Origin of the sequence: Pseudomonas sp. PSE1(2024) (genome assembly GCF_050990555.1) — a bacterium.
GTDB lineage: Bacteria > Pseudomonadota > Gammaproteobacteria > Pseudomonadales > Pseudomonadaceae > Aquipseudomonas > Aquipseudomonas aphyarum.
In genome coordinates, this window is the sequence record NZ_CP158967.1 from 3456018 (window position 1) to 3473187 (window position 17170).

The 17170-nt window shown below is 52.8% G+C and carries 15 protein-coding genes, 3 tRNA genes and 3 pseudogenes; 10 read left to right on the plus strand and 11 right to left on the minus strand.

Annotation, left to right across the window (positions count from 1 at the left end; all coding sequences use genetic code 11):
* Positions 1-12: 12 nt before the first annotated feature.
* The 7 genes from ABTV87_RS15550 to ABTV87_RS15580 all read left to right on the plus strand — a co-directional run bounded on the left by ABTV87_RS15550 (position 13) and on the right by ABTV87_RS15580 (position 6534).
* Positions 13-1050, plus strand: coding sequence for a DNA topoisomerase IB (locus ABTV87_RS15550; protein ID WP_433897864.1), 1038 nt, complete (start codon positions 13-15; stop codon positions 1048-1050).
* A gap of 143 nt (positions 1051-1193) precedes the next feature.
* Positions 1194-2819, plus strand: coding sequence for an ABC-F family ATP-binding cassette domain-containing protein (locus ABTV87_RS15555; RefSeq protein ID WP_433897865.1), 1626 nt, complete (start codon positions 1194-1196; stop codon positions 2817-2819).
* A 71-nt stretch (positions 2820-2890) separates the two neighbouring features.
* The gene (locus ABTV87_RS15560; RefSeq protein WP_433897866.1) at positions 2891-3121 is read left to right on the plus strand and encodes a hypothetical protein; all 231 of its coding nucleotides are present in this window, start codon (positions 2891-2893) and stop codon (positions 3119-3121) included.
* 120 nt (positions 3122-3241) lie between these two features.
* The gene (locus ABTV87_RS15565) at positions 3242-3472 is read left to right on the plus strand and encodes a hypothetical protein (RefSeq protein ID WP_433897867.1); all 231 of its coding nucleotides are present in this window, start codon (positions 3242-3244) and stop codon (positions 3470-3472) included.
* 83 nt (positions 3473-3555) lie between these two features.
* On the plus strand, positions 3556-3840 hold the full coding sequence (locus ABTV87_RS15570) for a hypothetical protein (protein ID WP_085603328.1): 285 nt from the start codon (positions 3556-3558) through the stop codon (positions 3838-3840).
* A gap of 231 nt (positions 3841-4071) precedes the next feature.
* The gene (locus tag ABTV87_RS15575) at positions 4072-5202 is read left to right on the plus strand and encodes an acyltransferase family protein (protein WP_170929348.1); all 1131 of its coding nucleotides are present in this window, start codon (positions 4072-4074) and stop codon (positions 5200-5202) included.
* Between the two features lie 162 nt (positions 5203-5364).
* On the plus strand, positions 5365-6534 hold the full coding sequence (locus ABTV87_RS15580) for an acyltransferase family protein (protein WP_170929347.1): 1170 nt from the start codon (positions 5365-5367) through the stop codon (positions 6532-6534).
* 390 nt (positions 6535-6924) lie between these two features.
* Here the strand turns inward: ABTV87_RS15580 and ABTV87_RS15585 are convergent, their stop codons facing one another.
* Positions 6925-8094: an acyltransferase family protein gene (locus ABTV87_RS15585; RefSeq protein ID WP_139834455.1), complete on the minus strand. Its 1170-nt coding sequence runs from the start codon at positions 8092-8094 to the stop codon at positions 6925-6927.
* A 153-nt stretch (positions 8095-8247) separates the two neighbouring features.
* Here ABTV87_RS15585 and ABTV87_RS15590 point away from each other — a divergent pair.
* Positions 8248-8391 (plus strand): annotated as a pseudogene (locus ABTV87_RS15590) (IS4 family transposase); the annotation flags it as partial.
* Positions 8392-8759: 368 nt separating this feature from the next.
* Here ABTV87_RS15590 and ABTV87_RS15595 read toward each other — a convergent pair.
* The 3 genes and pseudogenes from ABTV87_RS15595 to ABTV87_RS15605 form a co-directional block, all read right to left on the minus strand.
* Positions 8760-9053 carry a hypothetical protein gene (locus ABTV87_RS15595; protein ID WP_085605137.1) on the minus strand — a complete coding sequence of 98 codons (294 nt, stop codon included), beginning with the start codon at positions 9051-9053 and terminating at the stop codon, positions 8760-8762.
* Between the two features lie 191 nt (positions 9054-9244).
* A tRNA-Leu gene (locus ABTV87_RS15600) sits at positions 9245-9331 on the minus strand.
* Positions 9332-9911: 580 nt separating this feature from the next.
* Positions 9912-10460: pseudogene (locus ABTV87_RS15605) on the minus strand (lysis system i-spanin subunit Rz).
* Between the two features lie 67 nt (positions 10461-10527).
* Here ABTV87_RS15605 and ABTV87_RS15610 point away from each other — a divergent pair.
* Positions 10528-10830 carry a hypothetical protein gene (locus tag ABTV87_RS15610; RefSeq protein WP_085603319.1) on the plus strand — a complete coding sequence of 101 codons (303 nt, stop codon included), beginning with the start codon at positions 10528-10530 and terminating at the stop codon, positions 10828-10830.
* Here ABTV87_RS15610 and ABTV87_RS15615 read toward each other — a convergent pair.
* Both ABTV87_RS15615 and ABTV87_RS15620 read right to left on the minus strand, forming a co-directional pair.
* Positions 10831-11352, minus strand: a pseudogene (locus ABTV87_RS15615) (glycoside hydrolase family 19 protein). It lies immediately after the preceding gene.
* Positions 11353-11409: 57 nt separating this feature from the next.
* A complete protein-coding gene (locus ABTV87_RS15620; RefSeq protein WP_433897868.1) occupies positions 11410-12438 on the minus strand; it encodes an acyltransferase in 1029 nt (342 codons plus the stop codon).
* 469 nt (positions 12439-12907) lie between these two features.
* Between ABTV87_RS15620 and ABTV87_RS15625 the strand changes: the two genes are divergently transcribed.
* On the plus strand, positions 12908-13390 hold the full coding sequence (locus tag ABTV87_RS15625) for a tyrosine-type recombinase/integrase (protein ID WP_433897869.1): 483 nt from the start codon (positions 12908-12910) through the stop codon (positions 13388-13390).
* Positions 13391-13439: 49 nt separating this feature from the next.
* Here ABTV87_RS15625 and ABTV87_RS15630 read toward each other — a convergent pair whose 3' ends face one another.
* From ABTV87_RS15630 to uvrC, 5 genes are all read right to left on the minus strand, one after another.
* Positions 13440-14258, minus strand: coding sequence for a toll/interleukin-1 receptor domain-containing protein (locus tag ABTV87_RS15630; RefSeq protein WP_085603314.1), 819 nt, complete (start codon positions 14256-14258; stop codon positions 13440-13442).
* A 238-nt stretch (positions 14259-14496) separates the two neighbouring features.
* Positions 14497-14570: transfer RNA gene (locus tag ABTV87_RS15635), tRNA-Cys, on the minus strand.
* A 47-nt stretch (positions 14571-14617) separates the two neighbouring features.
* Positions 14618-14693, minus strand: a tRNA-Gly gene (locus tag ABTV87_RS15640).
* A gap of 60 nt (positions 14694-14753) precedes the next feature.
* Positions 14754-15314 carry a CDP-diacylglycerol--glycerol-3-phosphate 3-phosphatidyltransferase gene (gene pgsA, locus ABTV87_RS15645; protein ID WP_085603312.1) on the minus strand — a complete coding sequence of 187 codons (561 nt, stop codon included), beginning with the start codon at positions 15312-15314 and terminating at the stop codon, positions 14754-14756.
* 32 nt (positions 15315-15346) lie between these two features.
* Positions 15347-17170 (minus strand): excinuclease ABC subunit UvrC, encoded by a 1824-nt coding sequence (uvrC, locus tag ABTV87_RS15650; RefSeq protein WP_085603310.1) that lies wholly within the window; start codon positions 17168-17170, stop codon positions 15347-15349.

Genomic DNA, 17170 nt, shown 5'->3' on the forward strand with positions numbered 1-17170 from the left:
AGGAAGTCCGCCATGCCCGATACTGCGCTCACCGAGGTGTTGCCTTCGGATCTGCATTACGTCGATGACACGCAGCCCGGTATCACCCGCAAAAAACTGCGCGGAAAATTCGCCTACTTCGATCCCGCAGGCCAGCGCATCACCGATCCTGACGAGATCAAACGCATCAACGCACTGGCCGTCCCACCGGCCTACGTCGACGTGTGGATCTGCACCGACCCGCGCGGCCATCTGCAAGCCACCGGCCGCGATGCCCGTGGACGCAAGCAATATCGCTATCACGCGCGCTGGCGCGAAGTGCGTGACGCGGACAAGTATTCGCGTCTTCGTGAATTTGGTCTGGCACTACCCAAGCTGCGTAAACAGCTGGAAGCGCTGCTGGCATCGCCGGGCTTCAGCCGAGACAAAGTCATGGCGACCGTCATCACGCTGCTCGACGCCACCCTGATACGCGTCGGTAACACGCAATACGCGCGAGACAATCGCTCCTACGGTCTGACCACCCTGCGCAGCCGGCATGTCGAGGTCAACGGCAGCGCGATCCTGTTCCAGTTTCGCGGCAAGAGCGGCATCGAACATCAGATCACGGTGAAGGACCGGCGCCTGGCGCGGATCATCAAGCGCTGTCTGGAAATTCCGGGACAGAACCTGTTTCAGTATCTGGATGAAAATGGCGAGCGGCACACCATCAGTTCCTCCGACGTCAATACCTACCTGCAAACCCTGACCGGCGCGGATTTCACCGCCAAGGATTACCGTACCTGGGCCGGCAGCGCCCTCGCTTTGGCGGTTTTGCGGGAGCTGCAATGGGAATCCGAGACCGAGGCCAAGCGGCATGTGGTGGAGATGGTGAAAGGTGTCGCCCGACAACTGGGCAACACGCCGGCGGTCTGTCGCAAGTGCTACATCCACCCGGCGGTGGTCGAGCATTTCATGCTCGGCGCCTTGGCCGAGTTGCCAAAACCGCGCATCCGCAAAGGCCTGCGCAAGGAAGAAGTCGCGTTGGCGCTGTTCCTTGAGCGGATGGTCGAGCAGGCAGGCACGCCTTGAAGCCTTCGGCCGTCTCGACTAGGCTACGCCCTCCTACCTCCCCGGGATGACCGCAGAAGTGAACAACTAAGCCTTCAAAAATGTAATCGCGACACGCCGTACATGGCGCTTGTCACTGTTCACGACATTTTCTGGAGGTGCCGATGACTCACGTCTCGCGTACGCCTGCTCTCGTCTCCCTGAATCAACTGGGTTTTCAGTTCGCCAATGGCGAGACGATTTTCACTGCACTCAATCTGAAATTCGATCACACCCCGACCGCCATCGTCGGGCGCAATGGCGTGGGCAAAAGCGTACTGGCGCGCCTGATCGCCGGACATTGGCAACCCACCAGCGGTAGCGTGACGCGAGCCGTGGCGACAACCTACGTGGCGCAAACCTTTGTCGCGGCACCCGGCGAGACGGTCGCCGAGACCACCGGCAGCGCCGCGATTCTTCAGGCGCTGGAGCGAATGAACCGGGGCTGCGGATCAGTCGAGGATTTCGACCTCATTGGCGAACAATGGGATCTGGCGGACCGTCTGCGTCGCCTGCTCGATGACGCCGGCCTGGCCGAAGTTGCCTTCACCGATCACACCGGGAACCTCAGTGGCGGCCAGCAAGCGCGCATCGCCCTGATTGGTGCGTTTTTGAGTCAGGCTCCGTTGCTGGTTCTCGATGAGCCGACCAACCATCTGGATGCATCGGGACGGCAATGGCTGATGAACTCGCTGGAACGCTGGCACACCGGCCTGATCGTCGTCAGCCATGATCGACAACTACTCGACCGGATGCAGCGGATCGTCGAGTTGAGCGCATCGGGGGCTATCGAATTCGGTGGCAATTACTCGGCATTCCGCGAGCATCAACGAATCCATCAAGCGGCGGCGCAGGCACGTCTCGACCACGCCAGAAGCGAACGCCAGCGCGAGCGGATTCGCTTACGACGCGAGCACGACACAATACAGCGGCACGCTGCCAACTCGCGACGCAACGCCGAAACCGCCAACATTGCCAGTTTCGAATACGTGGCGATCAAGGGCGCCGCGCGAGAGATCATGGGGCATGTCCGTCAGGGTCATCAGGCCCGCAAGTCCGAACTGGATGCCCAGGTGCGCGAGGCTTACGCCAAGGTGCAGCCCGAAGGCAGCGTGCTGATCAACCTGCCCGGGAGCGCGGTGCCGAACAACCGCCAGATCTGCACGCTGATCGACGCTCAGCTGCCCTGGCTGTCAAACGGCGCACTGAGCCTTACGATCCACGGCCCGATGCGCATCGCTGTCAGCGGTCCCAACGGCTGTGGCAAATCAACCCTGTTGAAAGTGCTCGCCGGGGAACTGACACTCGTCGATGGAACCGCCACGACTCATGTGCCCTTCGCATTCCTGGATCAGCAACTGGCGCAACTGGACGATCAGCGTTCCATCACCGAACAGCTGATGATGCAAGGGGCGGCGCTGACCGAGGGCACCCTGCGCAGCTATCTCGCTCACTTGCAGCTGGATGCGAGCCGCGCCACGGCCCCTTGCGCTTCGTTGAGCGGTGGCGAGCGCCTGAAAGCCGCACTGGCGCTGGCCTTGTGGCGAGCGGACCCTGCGCAGCTGTTGCTGCTGGATGAACCGACCAATCATCTGGATCTGCCATCGGTGGAAGCGTTCGAGCGGTCATTACAGACATTTCCGGGCGCAATCGTCGCCGTTTCCCACGATCAGGACTTCCTTGAAGCGTTGAATCCGACCCACCACCTGCGCTGGCGCCCATTGGGCTGGCAACTGCACCCGACGAGCTGACTTGGCTATTTTTTGCACGATTGCTCAGGGCTTCTATAGTTGATCTGGTACGAATCAGCCGCGGTGACGCCATGGAAGACATATTCGTCGTGAAGCGCTGCAACAAGATCGTCATCCACCGCCGGCGCGCCGGAGAAACACTCCATGAGCCCGCCGAAGCCCTGGGCTGGTATCGCATCTGCGACACACGAACCGGCGGTTTCATCGGCGATGGCTACGATCGGGAAGAAGACGCCCGCAAGGAATGTCATCGGCTCAACGCCGCCAGCTCGCGAGTGACCGCCCCCGAGTCGTCGGGCTGATAGCTGTCATTTACGGGTCTATACTCAAACCAGCTGAAGGAGCAGCGCCCCAACGGCAGAAAGCTCGCCCTTCGCGGGCTTTTTGCTGCCACCGAGCGGATTAATGAACGGAGGTGTTCCATGTCCGAAAAAGAGTCCATCACCACTCTCCTCACCTTGCTCGATGCCCGCGAAGCACGTCTGGCCGCGGCCTGCAAAGAGATCGCCGACTGGGTCGACCATCAAGGCGGGCACCCCACCGCCCTGCGCATCCGCGACCGGCTGAACGATATCGAAAAGGATACCCCGCTGATTCGCAGCACCCTGTCATCGCTCAAACCGATCGACCGGCCACTGCCACGCTTCAGGTAGGCCATCGATTCACGGTGCGCGAATAAAGAACGTCCTTGGTGGTGAGAGGTCAATACCTTTACACGTCACCAAGGAGACGTCTTATGGTCATTCATTTCAAAGTCGACGGGCACCTGGCCTGCGGGCACAAGGGCAACAACCTCTCTTCCAGCAGCGAACTCAATCGTGTGAAGTGCCGCAGCTGCCGCAACACCGACGCATACAAGGATGCGCGCAAAGACCAGCGCAATGCGGCGCGGCGCGCGGCTCGCCATTCAAAGGATGCGCACACGGCGTCCGACTGGCGTTCCGAGTGGATCGAGCGGTTGACTGCAATAGCTGGCCTTCAGCGCTTGCCTAGGGGATTCAACGGGCAGGCGTTTGTCTGAAAACAAAAAAGGCTTGCATGAGATATATCATGCAAGCCTTTGATTATTCGTGGTACCGAAAACCAAAATTGGGCCTCCCCTACAGCGTTCGCGCGCGAACTCCCCGATCACTTTCGCCGATAGTCATACTTTTCTCCGGGAAAAAATCTCGCTGAACGACGGGATTTCTACCAACTTACGAATGACTACGCTGATGCTGTACAATCGCGCGCAAATTTAGAGGAAGGCTCCATGCGAGACTCAATGGACAAGGCTGGGAGCATTCCAGCACTTACCGGCATTCGTTTCTTTGCTGCGTTAATGGTTTTTTTTTCGCACTATCCAATTATTGGATCCGGCGAAATTCTGAAAAGATTTCAAGTTGCCGGCTACTCAGGAGTTACGTTCTTTTTCATCCTTTCAGGTTTTATAATCACGTATAACTACCTGGATAAATTTGAGAAACGAAGCGGAGCATCAATATCTTCATTTTATGCTGCTAGGTTTTACCGAATTTACCCCTTGTATGCGTTTTGCACTCTTTACGCCTGGGCGAACTCATCCGAAACAATTCCATTATGGCCACACCTGCTGGCGGTTCAAGCATGGAGCGGAGACACGTTATTGGCCATGGGTTTCAACGGGCCTGGATGGAGCATTAGTGTTGAAGCATTCTTATACCTGATGTTCCCTCTCGTGCTGCCAGTAATGCACTATCTCGGCATCACAAAATCGAAAAATCGATTAATTGGCTTTGCAACACTAATGTTCAGCTGCCAGCTAGCTTTGGCTATGTATTTTTGGCTTTCAGGCAAAGCGGACTTATCACCGTTCGACCCTGACTCCGCCCACCGGTGGCTATACCGCACACCCGCAACAAGATTGTTCGATTTCTGCATTGGTATATCCGCCGCTATTTATTACAAGCAATTCATGCAGAACTCGCGTCAATCAGACGTGACATGGAGCAGACTTACTTATATTTCGTTAATGGCTGTATTTGCCATGATGCTATGGAAAGAGAACTACAGATCGGTATTCAGCTGGGACGTTATCTATGTTATCCCCTTTACCTTGCTGATTATCGGCGTCTCCCAGGCACGGCAATCCTTTATATCCAGGGCCTTGTCAACCAGAGCCGCCATACTGCTTGGAGAAGCTTCCTTCGCACTCTATTTGATACATACTCTGATGAGGGGTATGTACCCATCACAACCAAACGAGTCGTTTGCGTATACGCTGATGCAGCACGGATTTTTCCTGGCAGTAGTAATTGTTATGTCAATAGGTCTGCACCTTGCGATAGAAAAACCTGCACAAAAATCACTAAAATCTTTTTTTACGAAAAAACACACAAAAGAAATACAACACGAACTCTCTTAAAGTCGGCAGATCAGCCTCGGTAGAAAGAAACTCAACAATAGACTTGTACAGTGAAACCCAGGATGGAAACCAGAGATTTTAGTGAACCACGAAATTCGATCGCATCCTTCACTTCGCTGGGTGCTATTGCTTTAGAGTTATGTGAAATTGAGGAGCGGCATGATGCCAAAATTTTCAAATAGGACGGGAGCGATCCCAGCGCTAACCGGACTTCGGTTTGTGGCAGCGCTGATGGTATTCTTCTCTCACTATCCTATTTCCGGTCTTGGCGAAGTGCCTGAGCGGATTATGGCATCTGGATATTCAGGGGTCACATTTTTCTTTGTCCTTTCTGGCTTCATCATCGCTTACAACTATATTGAACAATTCGAGACAAATCCACTGCGCAGCACACCCAAATATTTGTGGGCTAGATTCAGCCGCGTTTACCCCCTTTATATATTGAGCATGGCTTTTGTGTGGCTGCAAAAAGACGCCAACACCCCCATCGCCATATATATTTTTGCGGCACAAGCCTGGCATTCAGACACATCCATAATCGCAGGACTTAACAGTCCTGCATGGAGTGTTAGTGTCGAGTTTTTTTTATATTTATGCTTCCCGTTACTAATTCCAGCATTTTCATCTCTTGGAATTCTACGACCGGGCTTCAATATGTTTGCAGCTGCGCTGATCGTCATAATTGCGCAACTGTCTTTAGCCGTATACTTCGGGACACCACCGCATGACTCTTTGACTCTCGGCGACCCCAATTCTGCGCATCGGATGCTTTACAATTTCCCTCTGCCAAGGATATTTGATTTCACACTCGGAATCTTGACCGCCGCTTACTATTTAAGGCGAGAAGAGAATCGCACAAATTCAAAACAGTGGGGTTACGCAAGTTACGCGATAGCCGCTGCCATTATTTTACTCATGGCATCAAAACTGAACTATTTATCATCCTTCAGTTGGGACGCGTCATATGCCTGGCTTTTTGCCCTGCTCATACTTTCAATTGCCGAAAGCCAACAAAGCATGCTCAGCATGTTTCTATCTACAAAAAAAGCTGTATTGCTCGGCGAGGCCTCATTTGCCTTTTACTTAATACACGTCATCGCACTGCCTTTATTCGACCTGAGCACACAGAGGTCATTCGCCGCAGCGATAGCATTTGAGTTTATGTTTCTTGGATTGATTATTACGATGTCCATCGGACTACATTTATCCGTTGAAAAACCTTGTAGGAGATGGTTGATTAGATTGGTATACGGTCGTGAAAAGGGTGGCGCGCATGGCGGCTCGATTAACACACAGCCCTCACCCGCATATCGCGCTCATCCCCCTGATTAAGGCGCCCAACCGGGTTACCGGGCCACATCCGCGCTGGGGCAGCGCCCCAGCTCAGTGCGAATATGAGCGGCGCACAATTAAAATTCTTCAAGTTCCGTCCATTCAGCGGCACAGGCACCGATGTCAGGATTAGACAAGATCAATACCTGAAGTGGCCGAGCACTGTTGTGATCAATCCGCTCGAGCCCTCCCGGATTTGGTGATCAAGGATTCACATAAGGGGGACTGACGCATAAAAATCTGTCCCGTCATACGCCCAACCCTGTTGCGGCTGCGGATTTATGATGAACGCCTCCGGAATAAAAACACCCTGCGAACGCGCAGCCCTCGCAGGGTGCCAGGGTGACATCTCATTAGCCGCGCTTAGGCGGTTTGAATAATCAACATCTACTAATAGGTAGCCACCCGAAAAAAGGATTTTCTCCTTATCGCCAACATTATTTTCCTGTGAACAGGTAACTCAACATAGTTTCCTATGGCACCGGAAACAATAATTACCAGAAAGAAATAACCAACAAATACAATCGATCCGGAAAAACCATTACTTGAGCACCATGTTCGAAGACCATTTCCGTAGGCTATGCCGAATGCTACCGTATGAATCAAATAAATCGAGTACGACCCATCTCCCAGCCAAACGAAAACCCGAGTTATTTTTTCTGAAATACCCAAGTCAACATCCTTGATTTCCGTGCCGATCGCTGCCGCAAAGATCAACACCGCAGCACCACCAAACAAAATTATCCTAGGTAAAAACATGTCTCCACGGGTCATAGAGACCCCATAGACATTAATCGAAAGATAGATTGCCAACGAAAGAACAAGGGCCGCGGCCATCCATAGTACAATTGACATTTTTGCCAATCGCGATTCCCATCCTAATGACAACAAATAGGCCAATGTGACACCGCAGAAAAATTCGACGAACCATAGTGATGTGAGGTAGCCAGGCAATAGACCATCTACCCAACGATTCCAAGACACGTCCGCCATGAAGGCATTGTAATCGTAGAAAGTCGCTGCCCCGGAGCTGATTACTACAACTGCCTTCAATACAAATAGCCCTACAACAATGCTTAGCGCGCAATACCTTTTACGACTGGAATAAATAAACATGAGCGCAAACGCCAGCCAATAAAACAAAACCTCATATACCAGAGTCCAGGCTACCGGCAATAGCTGCGTTGAAATCCGCTGCGGGTAGAGCATTATGGATTTTGCAACATCGGCATTTCCGCTACCAAGTCCAAAAAATAAAATAACAAACACCACAGCTAAATATGGAATATAAATTCGGGCAGTTCTACCAAGTAAAAAACCAACTCTGTCAGTAGATGTTAATTTTTCTTTGGCGATCATAGGCCAGAGTACAAACCCGCTTGTAACGAAGAACAGATCTACTCCAAAAAAACCGAACCAGCTCAATGGGCCGGGAGCGGCAATCCCTAGAACGGCCAATAGTTGATCCTCAAAATGGTAGGCCGCGACCAATAACGCTGCCAGACCACGCATTATCTGTACAGAAGTCCATCTTTTTCTTTCAATAGTTGAGCTGTTCACACCTGGTGATCCTTGGTCTATAGGCGCGGAACTATACCATCTGTAATGTTCGAATAAAGGCCGCCGTTGGGCTAATGCTGTTCACTTAAGCATTCGAGTCTCAGCAGGGCTTCCCCGAAAACCCGTTGCCAGATCTCTGTCTTCGGATTTTTTATGTCTGTTCAACAGGAATTGCTCGAACTTGGCGACTTTTTTTACTTCTGTGACCTGAGCACCTTCACCCAAAACATCCCCGTTGAATGGGTGGCGTCGGCGGTAAACCTTTCCAGTCAGGCCACCATTCACCGCCATTGGCTGATCCCGGCCAAAAACAAGCACGAATAGTGAGGAGGTGACCCGTTACAGCCAGCACGACCGCTTGGTGCGCATGAAAGTCTCTCCGCAGGCCAGGACACGAAACCTGACGCTCCCGACGCACCGGGAGGCGCGTGAAGTCCGCTATGAAGGTCAAGGCAGACTCAACGATTATCAGAGTTAAGGGAGGTATTGGAGCGTTATCACCACCCAAGGCCTTCGAGGCCAAGGACGCTGAAGATTTCAAAGACACGGTCTCCAGTGAACCATAAGGCTTCTCCCCTTAAGTGAACAGAATCAAGATCGAATCGGCCTTTTTTCTGTTCACTCAACGCCCGGGCGATCAAAGCCCGGTTAATGGAACACCCGGATTACTTCGTTTTCTTCACTTGGCAAACCCCATTGGCTTTGTTCTTGCCCGTATACGAGACATCAGGTGAGCCGTCGGACATGATCGTCAGCGAGATGGTCACCCCGCCGCCTTTCGCTTCGAAGGCGTTTTCGTTGAATTTCTTCAGTTTCCCTTCTTTACCGTTGATGTAGATGGGGCCGCCCTTGTCAGCGTGGACCTCGATATTTCCAGGGCATGTCGCGTTCAGCAGTGGAATTCCTGCTTGAGCAAGGCCGGAAAATATCAGCAAAACGCCCATTAGCAGTCGCTTCATCATCATTGCCCTGTGTCAGGTTTAGCGAGAAATAAACACTAGCTCACTTCGCTCGCAATGACCTGACAACACGTCTGAAATCGAAAGGAAAAGCAGGTGATACCGCTAAATGATTGGCGGAAAGGAATTTTTCATTGCGGAAAAAACAGAAAGGCCTTCATGAGGTATCTCATGCAGGCCTTTGATATTCATGGTGCCCGAAGCCGGAATCGAACCGGCACGCCCTTACGAGCGGGGGATTTTAAGTCCCATGCGTCTACCAGTTTCGCCATTCGGGCGGTAGCGCGGTGTTGCTTGGCTCTGATGGCGATTCACAGTCCTGACAGGCACTGAGCGTCGGCGGCAGAGGGGGAAATATATACATCACTTCCCGGTGAAGCAAGTTTGCAGTTGCCGTTTCAAAGACTAAATCTTTCAGTGCAACGCAAATAAAAAAGCTCCGTAAATCATGGATCTACGGAGCTTGTTTATAGTGGAGGCCGAAGTCGGAATCGAACCGGCGTAGGCGGATTTGCAATCCAGCTATAAAGCTACGTATTTCAATAGGTTAGCACTATTTGTGTTCCGCAAGCTACTGATTTTTAACGCGCTGCAACCCGCGCGGCTCAAGGGCCCGGTTATAGGTTGCGGAACTAAAATCGCTGCTCGTCGGGTGCCACTCGCGTGAAGCATCCCACCCAGATTGCTGTATGTACATACAGCAAAAAGGCGAATCCATGACCCTCCCATTTATCGAAGACACCGACGATTGGCTCGGCTGTCCGACGCCGCTCGAAACCTGCCGCCATCAGCTCGCGCTCTACGAAAATGAATTCGAGGAACTCAACCTGCAGCTTCGCCAGGCTAGGGAGCAGATATTCAAACTGGTTGAAATGCACGCCGCTGCGGCGACGGCGCGCGATCAGCTACGCACTGAACTGGCCGCCGCGACCGCACGTAATCCTGGCACGCCTGCAAAGCGATCAATGCCCGGTCACCCTGGTCGGTGATGGCGACAATTCGTTGAGCATGCGCTGGGTCAAGTTCGACTCGTACGGTTGCATGATCCACGCCGCCGGCGCTGGCGGTGGAAGGCACTGAACAGCCACCAGTTGAACCTGCGTCGAGGAGGACTGACAACCGCAGATCAGAAGTGGCAAGACGATCGCGCAGAAGAGCCTGGTCTTTTTGGGCATTGGTCATTTTCTCGGAGTGGGTTTTGTCACTGGCCGACAGCCGCTGCTCGAGGGCCAGCCGCTTGTCCTACTCGGCCTGCTGCGCGGTGGCCGCCGCCAAGGTCAGCTGATTCAGGGTTTCAGTGTGCAGCTGGGACTGCTCCGCCAACTGCTTGCCGTAACGCCAGTCCTGAAACTGCCAGGCACTGCCGAAGCCGAGACTGATCATTGCGATGACGCCTAAAAGCTTCATGTAACTGAACACACGCTAATCCTCTGCTATACAAGAGATCCGGAACCGATAACCAATGGAGTTGGAAATGCCTACAGAAAGGGAAATTACTATCGCAGGGATCGGCGCGGCGCTCGGTGCCAATGCCAAACAAGCGCCTGCTGAATTCACCATCGGCAATACAAATATCAAGATCGATAACCGGGGTATCAGCATCATCCTGAACGAGAAAGGCCTCGACCAATTCGCACTGAGAATTTACCGGCCGCATATCGACGCTTCAGCCTGGGGGTATGTGCTTGTAGCTGAACCAGGTGTGAAACCCAGTGAGAAAGGTGAGGCAGGTTGGAGCGACTACCATGTCGTCGGTTTCATGCCAAAGACGGCATGATCAGACGAGAACATTCAGCGCTTTCTCGTACAAAGCTTGTCGCTCATCAGCGCCGTTTGGAGTGCGTCCGCGTCGGCCCGTATTGATGATGCTGCCGATACTTGCATTGTCACCAGAATCCGCCAGAGTGTTGAGTCCGTGCGTTGTCCACCACCAGGCTGCCGGTGGCGTGCTGAGGCAGCTCCAGCAGTTCCGGCCGATTGATCAGGTCGAGACCCAGCGCCTCACCGCACGCCGCGTAATTCGCCCGACCGGTAATCTGGATCAATCCCCTGCCGCGAAACTTGGAGCCGTCGCCTGGCTGCGTATTGCCGAGGTCTTTCCGACCTTCGTAGGCGCGCTGTGCCGCACATAGCGCAATTGGCCAGACTCATGGCCAATCTGGGCTATGAACGCAGCGATCCGCTTTGTTCCGACGATTTGGTAATGCTGCATGGCGGTGTTCAGTGCGAAAACAAAAACGCCCGCTTGGCTGCGGGCGTTTGGGAGGATCAGCAGAAGCTGCTGCGCGGTGATAGGCATGCTTTTCTCCAGGCAAAAAAAACCCCGGATTTCCAGGGCTTTAAAATTTATTCGATATTAAATAATTCGCTGCATGAACCTTATTTTCCGAGCGAGATGCACCAAAATAACAGAAATTATAAAAACAACCGATGCAATGACGGGTATCTTGAACCAGGTAGACCCTACATTACTTTCCAGGGAGAACAAATACTCAGCACCATCAATTACAAGCGGGTGGATACAGTATACCCCTAACGAACAACTCGAGACCAACGCTATAACTCCCCCAATACCTCTTGGAACAGCCGTTATCATTAGAGATAGCTTAAAAAATGCTGCCGCCGCAACCACAACGAAAAATGATAGATACCCATAAAACGTCTGAACAGGCTGACCTGCCTTAAATGAAAACCGATAAGTAAGCCACATCGTCATGGCGCAACCCAATACGAAAACAATAAAACAGACAATAGCTTCTACAGCCGACGATTTAATGGATGATCTTTCGAATATGTATGCCCCCATAAATAAAAATCCGAAATACCCTACAAACATTTCAAGATGGTAAATTGCTCGCGGATCATAGTAAAAATCAAGCAGCGGTCGAAACAACGGAATAACACAATTAGCAAATATCCAAAACAATAAAAATATTCGCTTCTCAAAAAGACTCGAGGCCCTGTAAATCTTACCAAGAAAGGGGGCACTCAAGTATAAACCGATGATGGCGTAAAAATACCACAGATGCCCTGAAGAAACCCCTTTGATAATATTTAGAATAGAATCAGCCGCAGCAACATCTGGCGCTGGATACGCAGCTGCGTATACTACAGACCAAACAATCAATGGTGGGAGTACCCTGCCGATTCGCTTTTTATAGAATGTACAGATTGGTTCATCACGTATGAGAACTAGCGCACCCGATATAAGGAAAAATACTGGCACGGCGATTCTGGCGATTGAGTCGTAGAAATTAGCGGGCCACCATCTCGGCCCAAAGGCGTAAAAATCCGTAGCAGAGATGTGAACCACAACTACTAGAAGGCACGCAAGCGCTCTTGCGAAGTCAATTCCTACTGAAAAATCCCTCTCTTGAATTGTCATTCCTAGTCCTTCAGATTTTTTCCGCACATCCTATCGACGTAGACAGAATTTGTCACGTGGATCTATATCGGCCATGCGAATTCTTTTTGAATTTCGTTGTACCGAAAAATCCCTTGTTCACGGATCTGCTCCCATCCAGCATCCCCCATCAACTGCATTCTGGTTGCCTCAGAAAAATAACGATCAGAACCAGTTATAGGGTCAGCGTACGCAAGGAGGCGCAGAGTCTCAACCTCTTCTCTCGTTATAAGCGATGGCGATACTTAGTCCTTGCCAAAACAACCCCATTATCGTCAACAGATATTTTCTTACCAGCCTCCACTAGCAACAACAACTCTTGGCATTCATCATTGTTAATCTTTACTGAGCCGTCAGGCGCCGGAACAAGGAAACGCCCAGGGATTTTTATGCCGGGGATATCGTTTGGAAAGCGGTGTACGAACAAGCGGGGCAAGATCTCAGAGACGCAATGGATTTGGCATATCTGACAGGCCAGCGAGCCGCCGACGTGCTCAAAGCTTCGATCAACGATCTCAACAATGATTACCTGATGGTTGGTCAGGGCAAGACAGAAAAGCGCCTGCGGATTCGCCTGTACAATGGAGCCAATGAAACCGACCTGTGTGTCTTCATCAACGGTCTTCTCGATCGCCGGGTTCAGGCTGGCATCAAGACCTCGATATTAATCACCAACCAAGCGGGTCTGCGCATGAGCTACAACATGCTGCGCAACCGCTGGGACGAAGCCCGAGAGCAGGCTGCGATAAAAGCCGCGACCGAAGGTAACTCCGAGCTAACCATCACAATTAGGAAGTTTCAGTTCAGGGATATACGCCCAAAGGCCGGCAGCGAAATTGAGGATATCAAGGCCGCAAGCCGATTGCTCGGGCATTCAACAGAAGATTACGAAGAAAGTTTATCGTCGCGTTGGAGAGATCGTGAACCCTACTAAATAGGGCTCACTTTTATTTCTTGTTTTTTAGTTTCAGAGTAGAACCTAACTACGTACCTGACTTAGGGGGACGCTCGACTACTATCTTACCCTTGCCATCAAGCTTAACAACTCGGTAAATATTCAACCACTCTTCAACTTCTGCGTAGGGCACGCCCAATGTCTTGGCGACTTCAATGACCTGTTGTATCGGAACACTGGTATTTTTTACCAAGTGATGAATGTACAACTTATTGTTCATGGGACCAGTTTCAATCACTGGTTCAGGGCTTATAGAGACCCGGCTTTCCAATTCTCTCACTCTACTCGACAGCATCCTGGTATTCGCGAGAATTTCACTTAGGATGCTGTCTCCAGATCTCGGTTCCACATCAACTTCCTGTGGAGTTTTAACCAAAGCTTCTGCGAATGTTTTTTCGAAATTTGGCCAGTAAGTATCGAATACTTGTCTTAATATCCGCTCGTCTAAGCGCGCACCCTCAAGGCAACCATTCAACGAACTGATTAAACCCCACATTGAGGTGCGATCAGGCATAGTGTGATTGAACTGGGCCAAGGGGTCTTCAATGTCGGAGGGAGATAAATCAATTAGAAACGTGCAGACTCGATTGGTGCTCAGCCCCTTCGCCAAAGCACCCGTCTCAAAAAGAATCCATGGCTTGTTTTTATTTTCCTGAGTCAAACACACAATACCGGCTGCCGTTTCCCTAAGCTGATCAGAGATCTCAGAAAACCATATTGCGCCCTTATCAATATCGCGCGTCGAAATCCACGGCTGTGACGCCTGTAGGACGCATTTGATCCAGTCACTTAGAAGCTCGGCCACAACCTTGCTCCGACGGCCAGACCAGCTAACAAATACTTTCATGATCCGTGCCTGCTCCTCTCACCTAAAGCATCAATATGGCACGACGCCAGCAGAAAAACACCTGTCGCGGAAGTCGTACCACAGGGCTCAGCTCGTCGTTGCAGCTATCAGCAAGCAAACCTAGATTCCCTAAATGACGCGCGGGTTGCGGAACACCCGTGAATAATTGCGGAACACCCCACTTTTTTGCAGGCAATAAAAAACCCCGTAGATCATTAATCTACGGGGTTTTTAAGAGTGGAGGCCGAGGTCGGAATCGAACCGGCGTAGGCGGATTTGCAATCCGCTGCATAACCATTTTGCTACTCGGCCTCAAAACATTTGCTGTCAGTAGCGCAACAACAAACGTTGTACAAACTTGGAGCGGGAAACGAGACTCGAACTCGCGACCCCGACCTTGGCAAGGTCGTGCTCTACCAACTGAGCTATTCCCGCTTGGTGTGGCGCATTCTATAGAAATCAGAAGCGCCGTCAACCCTTTGATTCAAAAAAGTTTTATTTCTTTTCAACATCGGTCTTCAGATGCGGCCAGGCAGCGCGAAGGTATTGAACCATCGACCACAGGGTCAGGCCTGCCGACACCATCAGCAACGCATAACCGATGAAAACCCAGAAACTGAAAACCTTGGGGTTAGCCAGGAGGATCACCAGTGCAAGCATCTGCGCAGCAGTTTTCCACTTGCCCAGATTCGACACGGCCACATGGGCCCGGGCACCAAGTTCGGCCATCCACTCACGCAATGCCGAGACAACGATCTCGCGACCGATGATGACAGCAGCCGGGAGAGTGAGCCAAAGATTGCCATGCTCTTGCACCAGCAACACCAAGGCAACAGCGACCATCAGTTTGTCAGCGACAGGATCCAGGAACGCACCAAACGGCGTGCTTTGCTCCAGTCGTCGCGCGAGATAGCCGTCCAGCCAGTCCGTTGCCGCCGCAAAGGCGAATACCGAACTTGAGGCCAGATAGCTCCATTGGTAAGGCAGATAGAACAACAGAATGAAGATCGGGATAAGCAGGACGCGGAGAACGGTAATCAGATTAGGGATATTCATCGGCACAACTGGCTACGAGGTGAATGGGCATTCTACTCACTATGCAGGTTTGCATAAATCGACTCTGCTAGCTTTTTGCTGATCCCCGGTGCTTTGGCGATCTCTTCGATGCTTGCACGAGACAGCTCCTGCAATCCACCAAAATGTTTCAACAAGTCCCGACGCCGGGTCGGCCCGACGCCCGCAACGCCTTCCAGCGTCGACGTGCGGCGGGTCTTGCCGCGCCGTGCACGGTGGCCGGTAATCGCAAAGCGGTGGGCTTCGTCACGAATCTGCTGGATCAGATGCAGCGCCGGCGAATCACCCCGCAAGGTGAACTCGTTTGCCGCATCATTCAGATACAAAGTCTCGAATCCCGCCTTGCGCGTGGCCCCCTTGGCGACCCCCAGCAAGATCAGATCCGGAACAGCCAGTTCGTTGAGCACATCACGCGCCATCGACAGCTGCCCTTTGCCGCCGTCCACCAACAGGATGTCGGGCAACTTGCCCTCGCCTTCCTTCAGCTTGCTGAAGCGTCGGGTCAGGGCCTGGTGCATGGCGGCGTAATCGTCGCCAGCGGTCACGCCTTCAATGTTGTAACGACGATAATCCGACTTGATCGCCCCTTCCGGGCCGAACACCACGCAGGAAGCCACCGTAGCTTCACCGCTGGAGTGGCTGATGTCATAGCACTCCAGCCGTTGTGGCGGCTCATCGAGGTTCAACACTTCTGCCAGTGCCTCGAAACGCGCGGCAACGTGCTGACGGTTGGCCAGCCGCGCACCCAGCGCCTGTTCGGCATTGGTCACGGCCAGTTGCTGCCAGCGCGCCCGTGTACCGCGTACCCGATGGCTGATGGTCAGCTCACGTCCGCGCAGCGCCTGAATGGCCTCGATCAGCGCAGGGAAGTCTTCGTGCACGACGTTGACGATCAGTTCGCTCGGCAAATCGCGTTCAGGGCTACTGATGAAGTATTGCCCGAGGAAAGCGGCCATGACCTCGGCCACTTCCTCTTCAATCCCGACTTGTGGGAAGAAGTTCTTGCTGCCAAGCACCCGCCCTCCCCGCACGCTGATCAGGTGGACACAGGCACCGCCCGGATTGACGAACGCGGCGATCACATCGATATCACCCGTTCCGCCTTCCATGCTCTGCTGATCCTGCACCCGGCGCAGCAAGGCAATCTGGTCGCGCAGTTCGGCGGCGCGTTCGAATTCGAGGTTGATTGCAGCCTCTTCCATCGCCGTCGACAGCTCATTGGTCAACGCGTGGCTGCGTCCTTCGAGGAACATCACCGAGTGACGCACATCCTCGGCGTAAACCTCAGGCTCGACCAGCCCGACACAAGGCGCCTTGCAACGCTTGATCTGATATTGCAGGCACGGCCGGGTCCGGTTCTTGTAGTAGCTGTCCTCGCACTGACGCACGAAGAACGTCTTCTGCAGAAGGCTGAGGCTTTCGCGAATCGCCCCGGCACTCGGATAGGGACCGAAATACTTGCCCTTGGCCTTCTTGGCCCCGCGATGAATGCTCAGGCGCGGGAATTGCCCGTCAGACAAAAAGACATAGGGATAGGATTTATCGTCGCGCAACAGGATGTTGTACGGCGGCCGCCACTCCTTGATCAGGGTTTGCTCGAGCAGCAACGCCTCTGTCTCGTTGGAGGTGATGGTGGTTTCGACCTGGGCGATACGCCCGACCAGAGCCGCGGTTTTCGGTGCCAGGCCTGTCTTGCGGAAGTAGCTGGCCAGACGCTTCTTGAGGTTCTTGGCCTTGCCGACGTACAGCAGACGCGCATCGCTGTCGAACATGCGATACACGCCGGGGCGCCCGCTGACGGTCGAGAGAAAGGCGCCCGAATCGAATGCTTCAGTCAT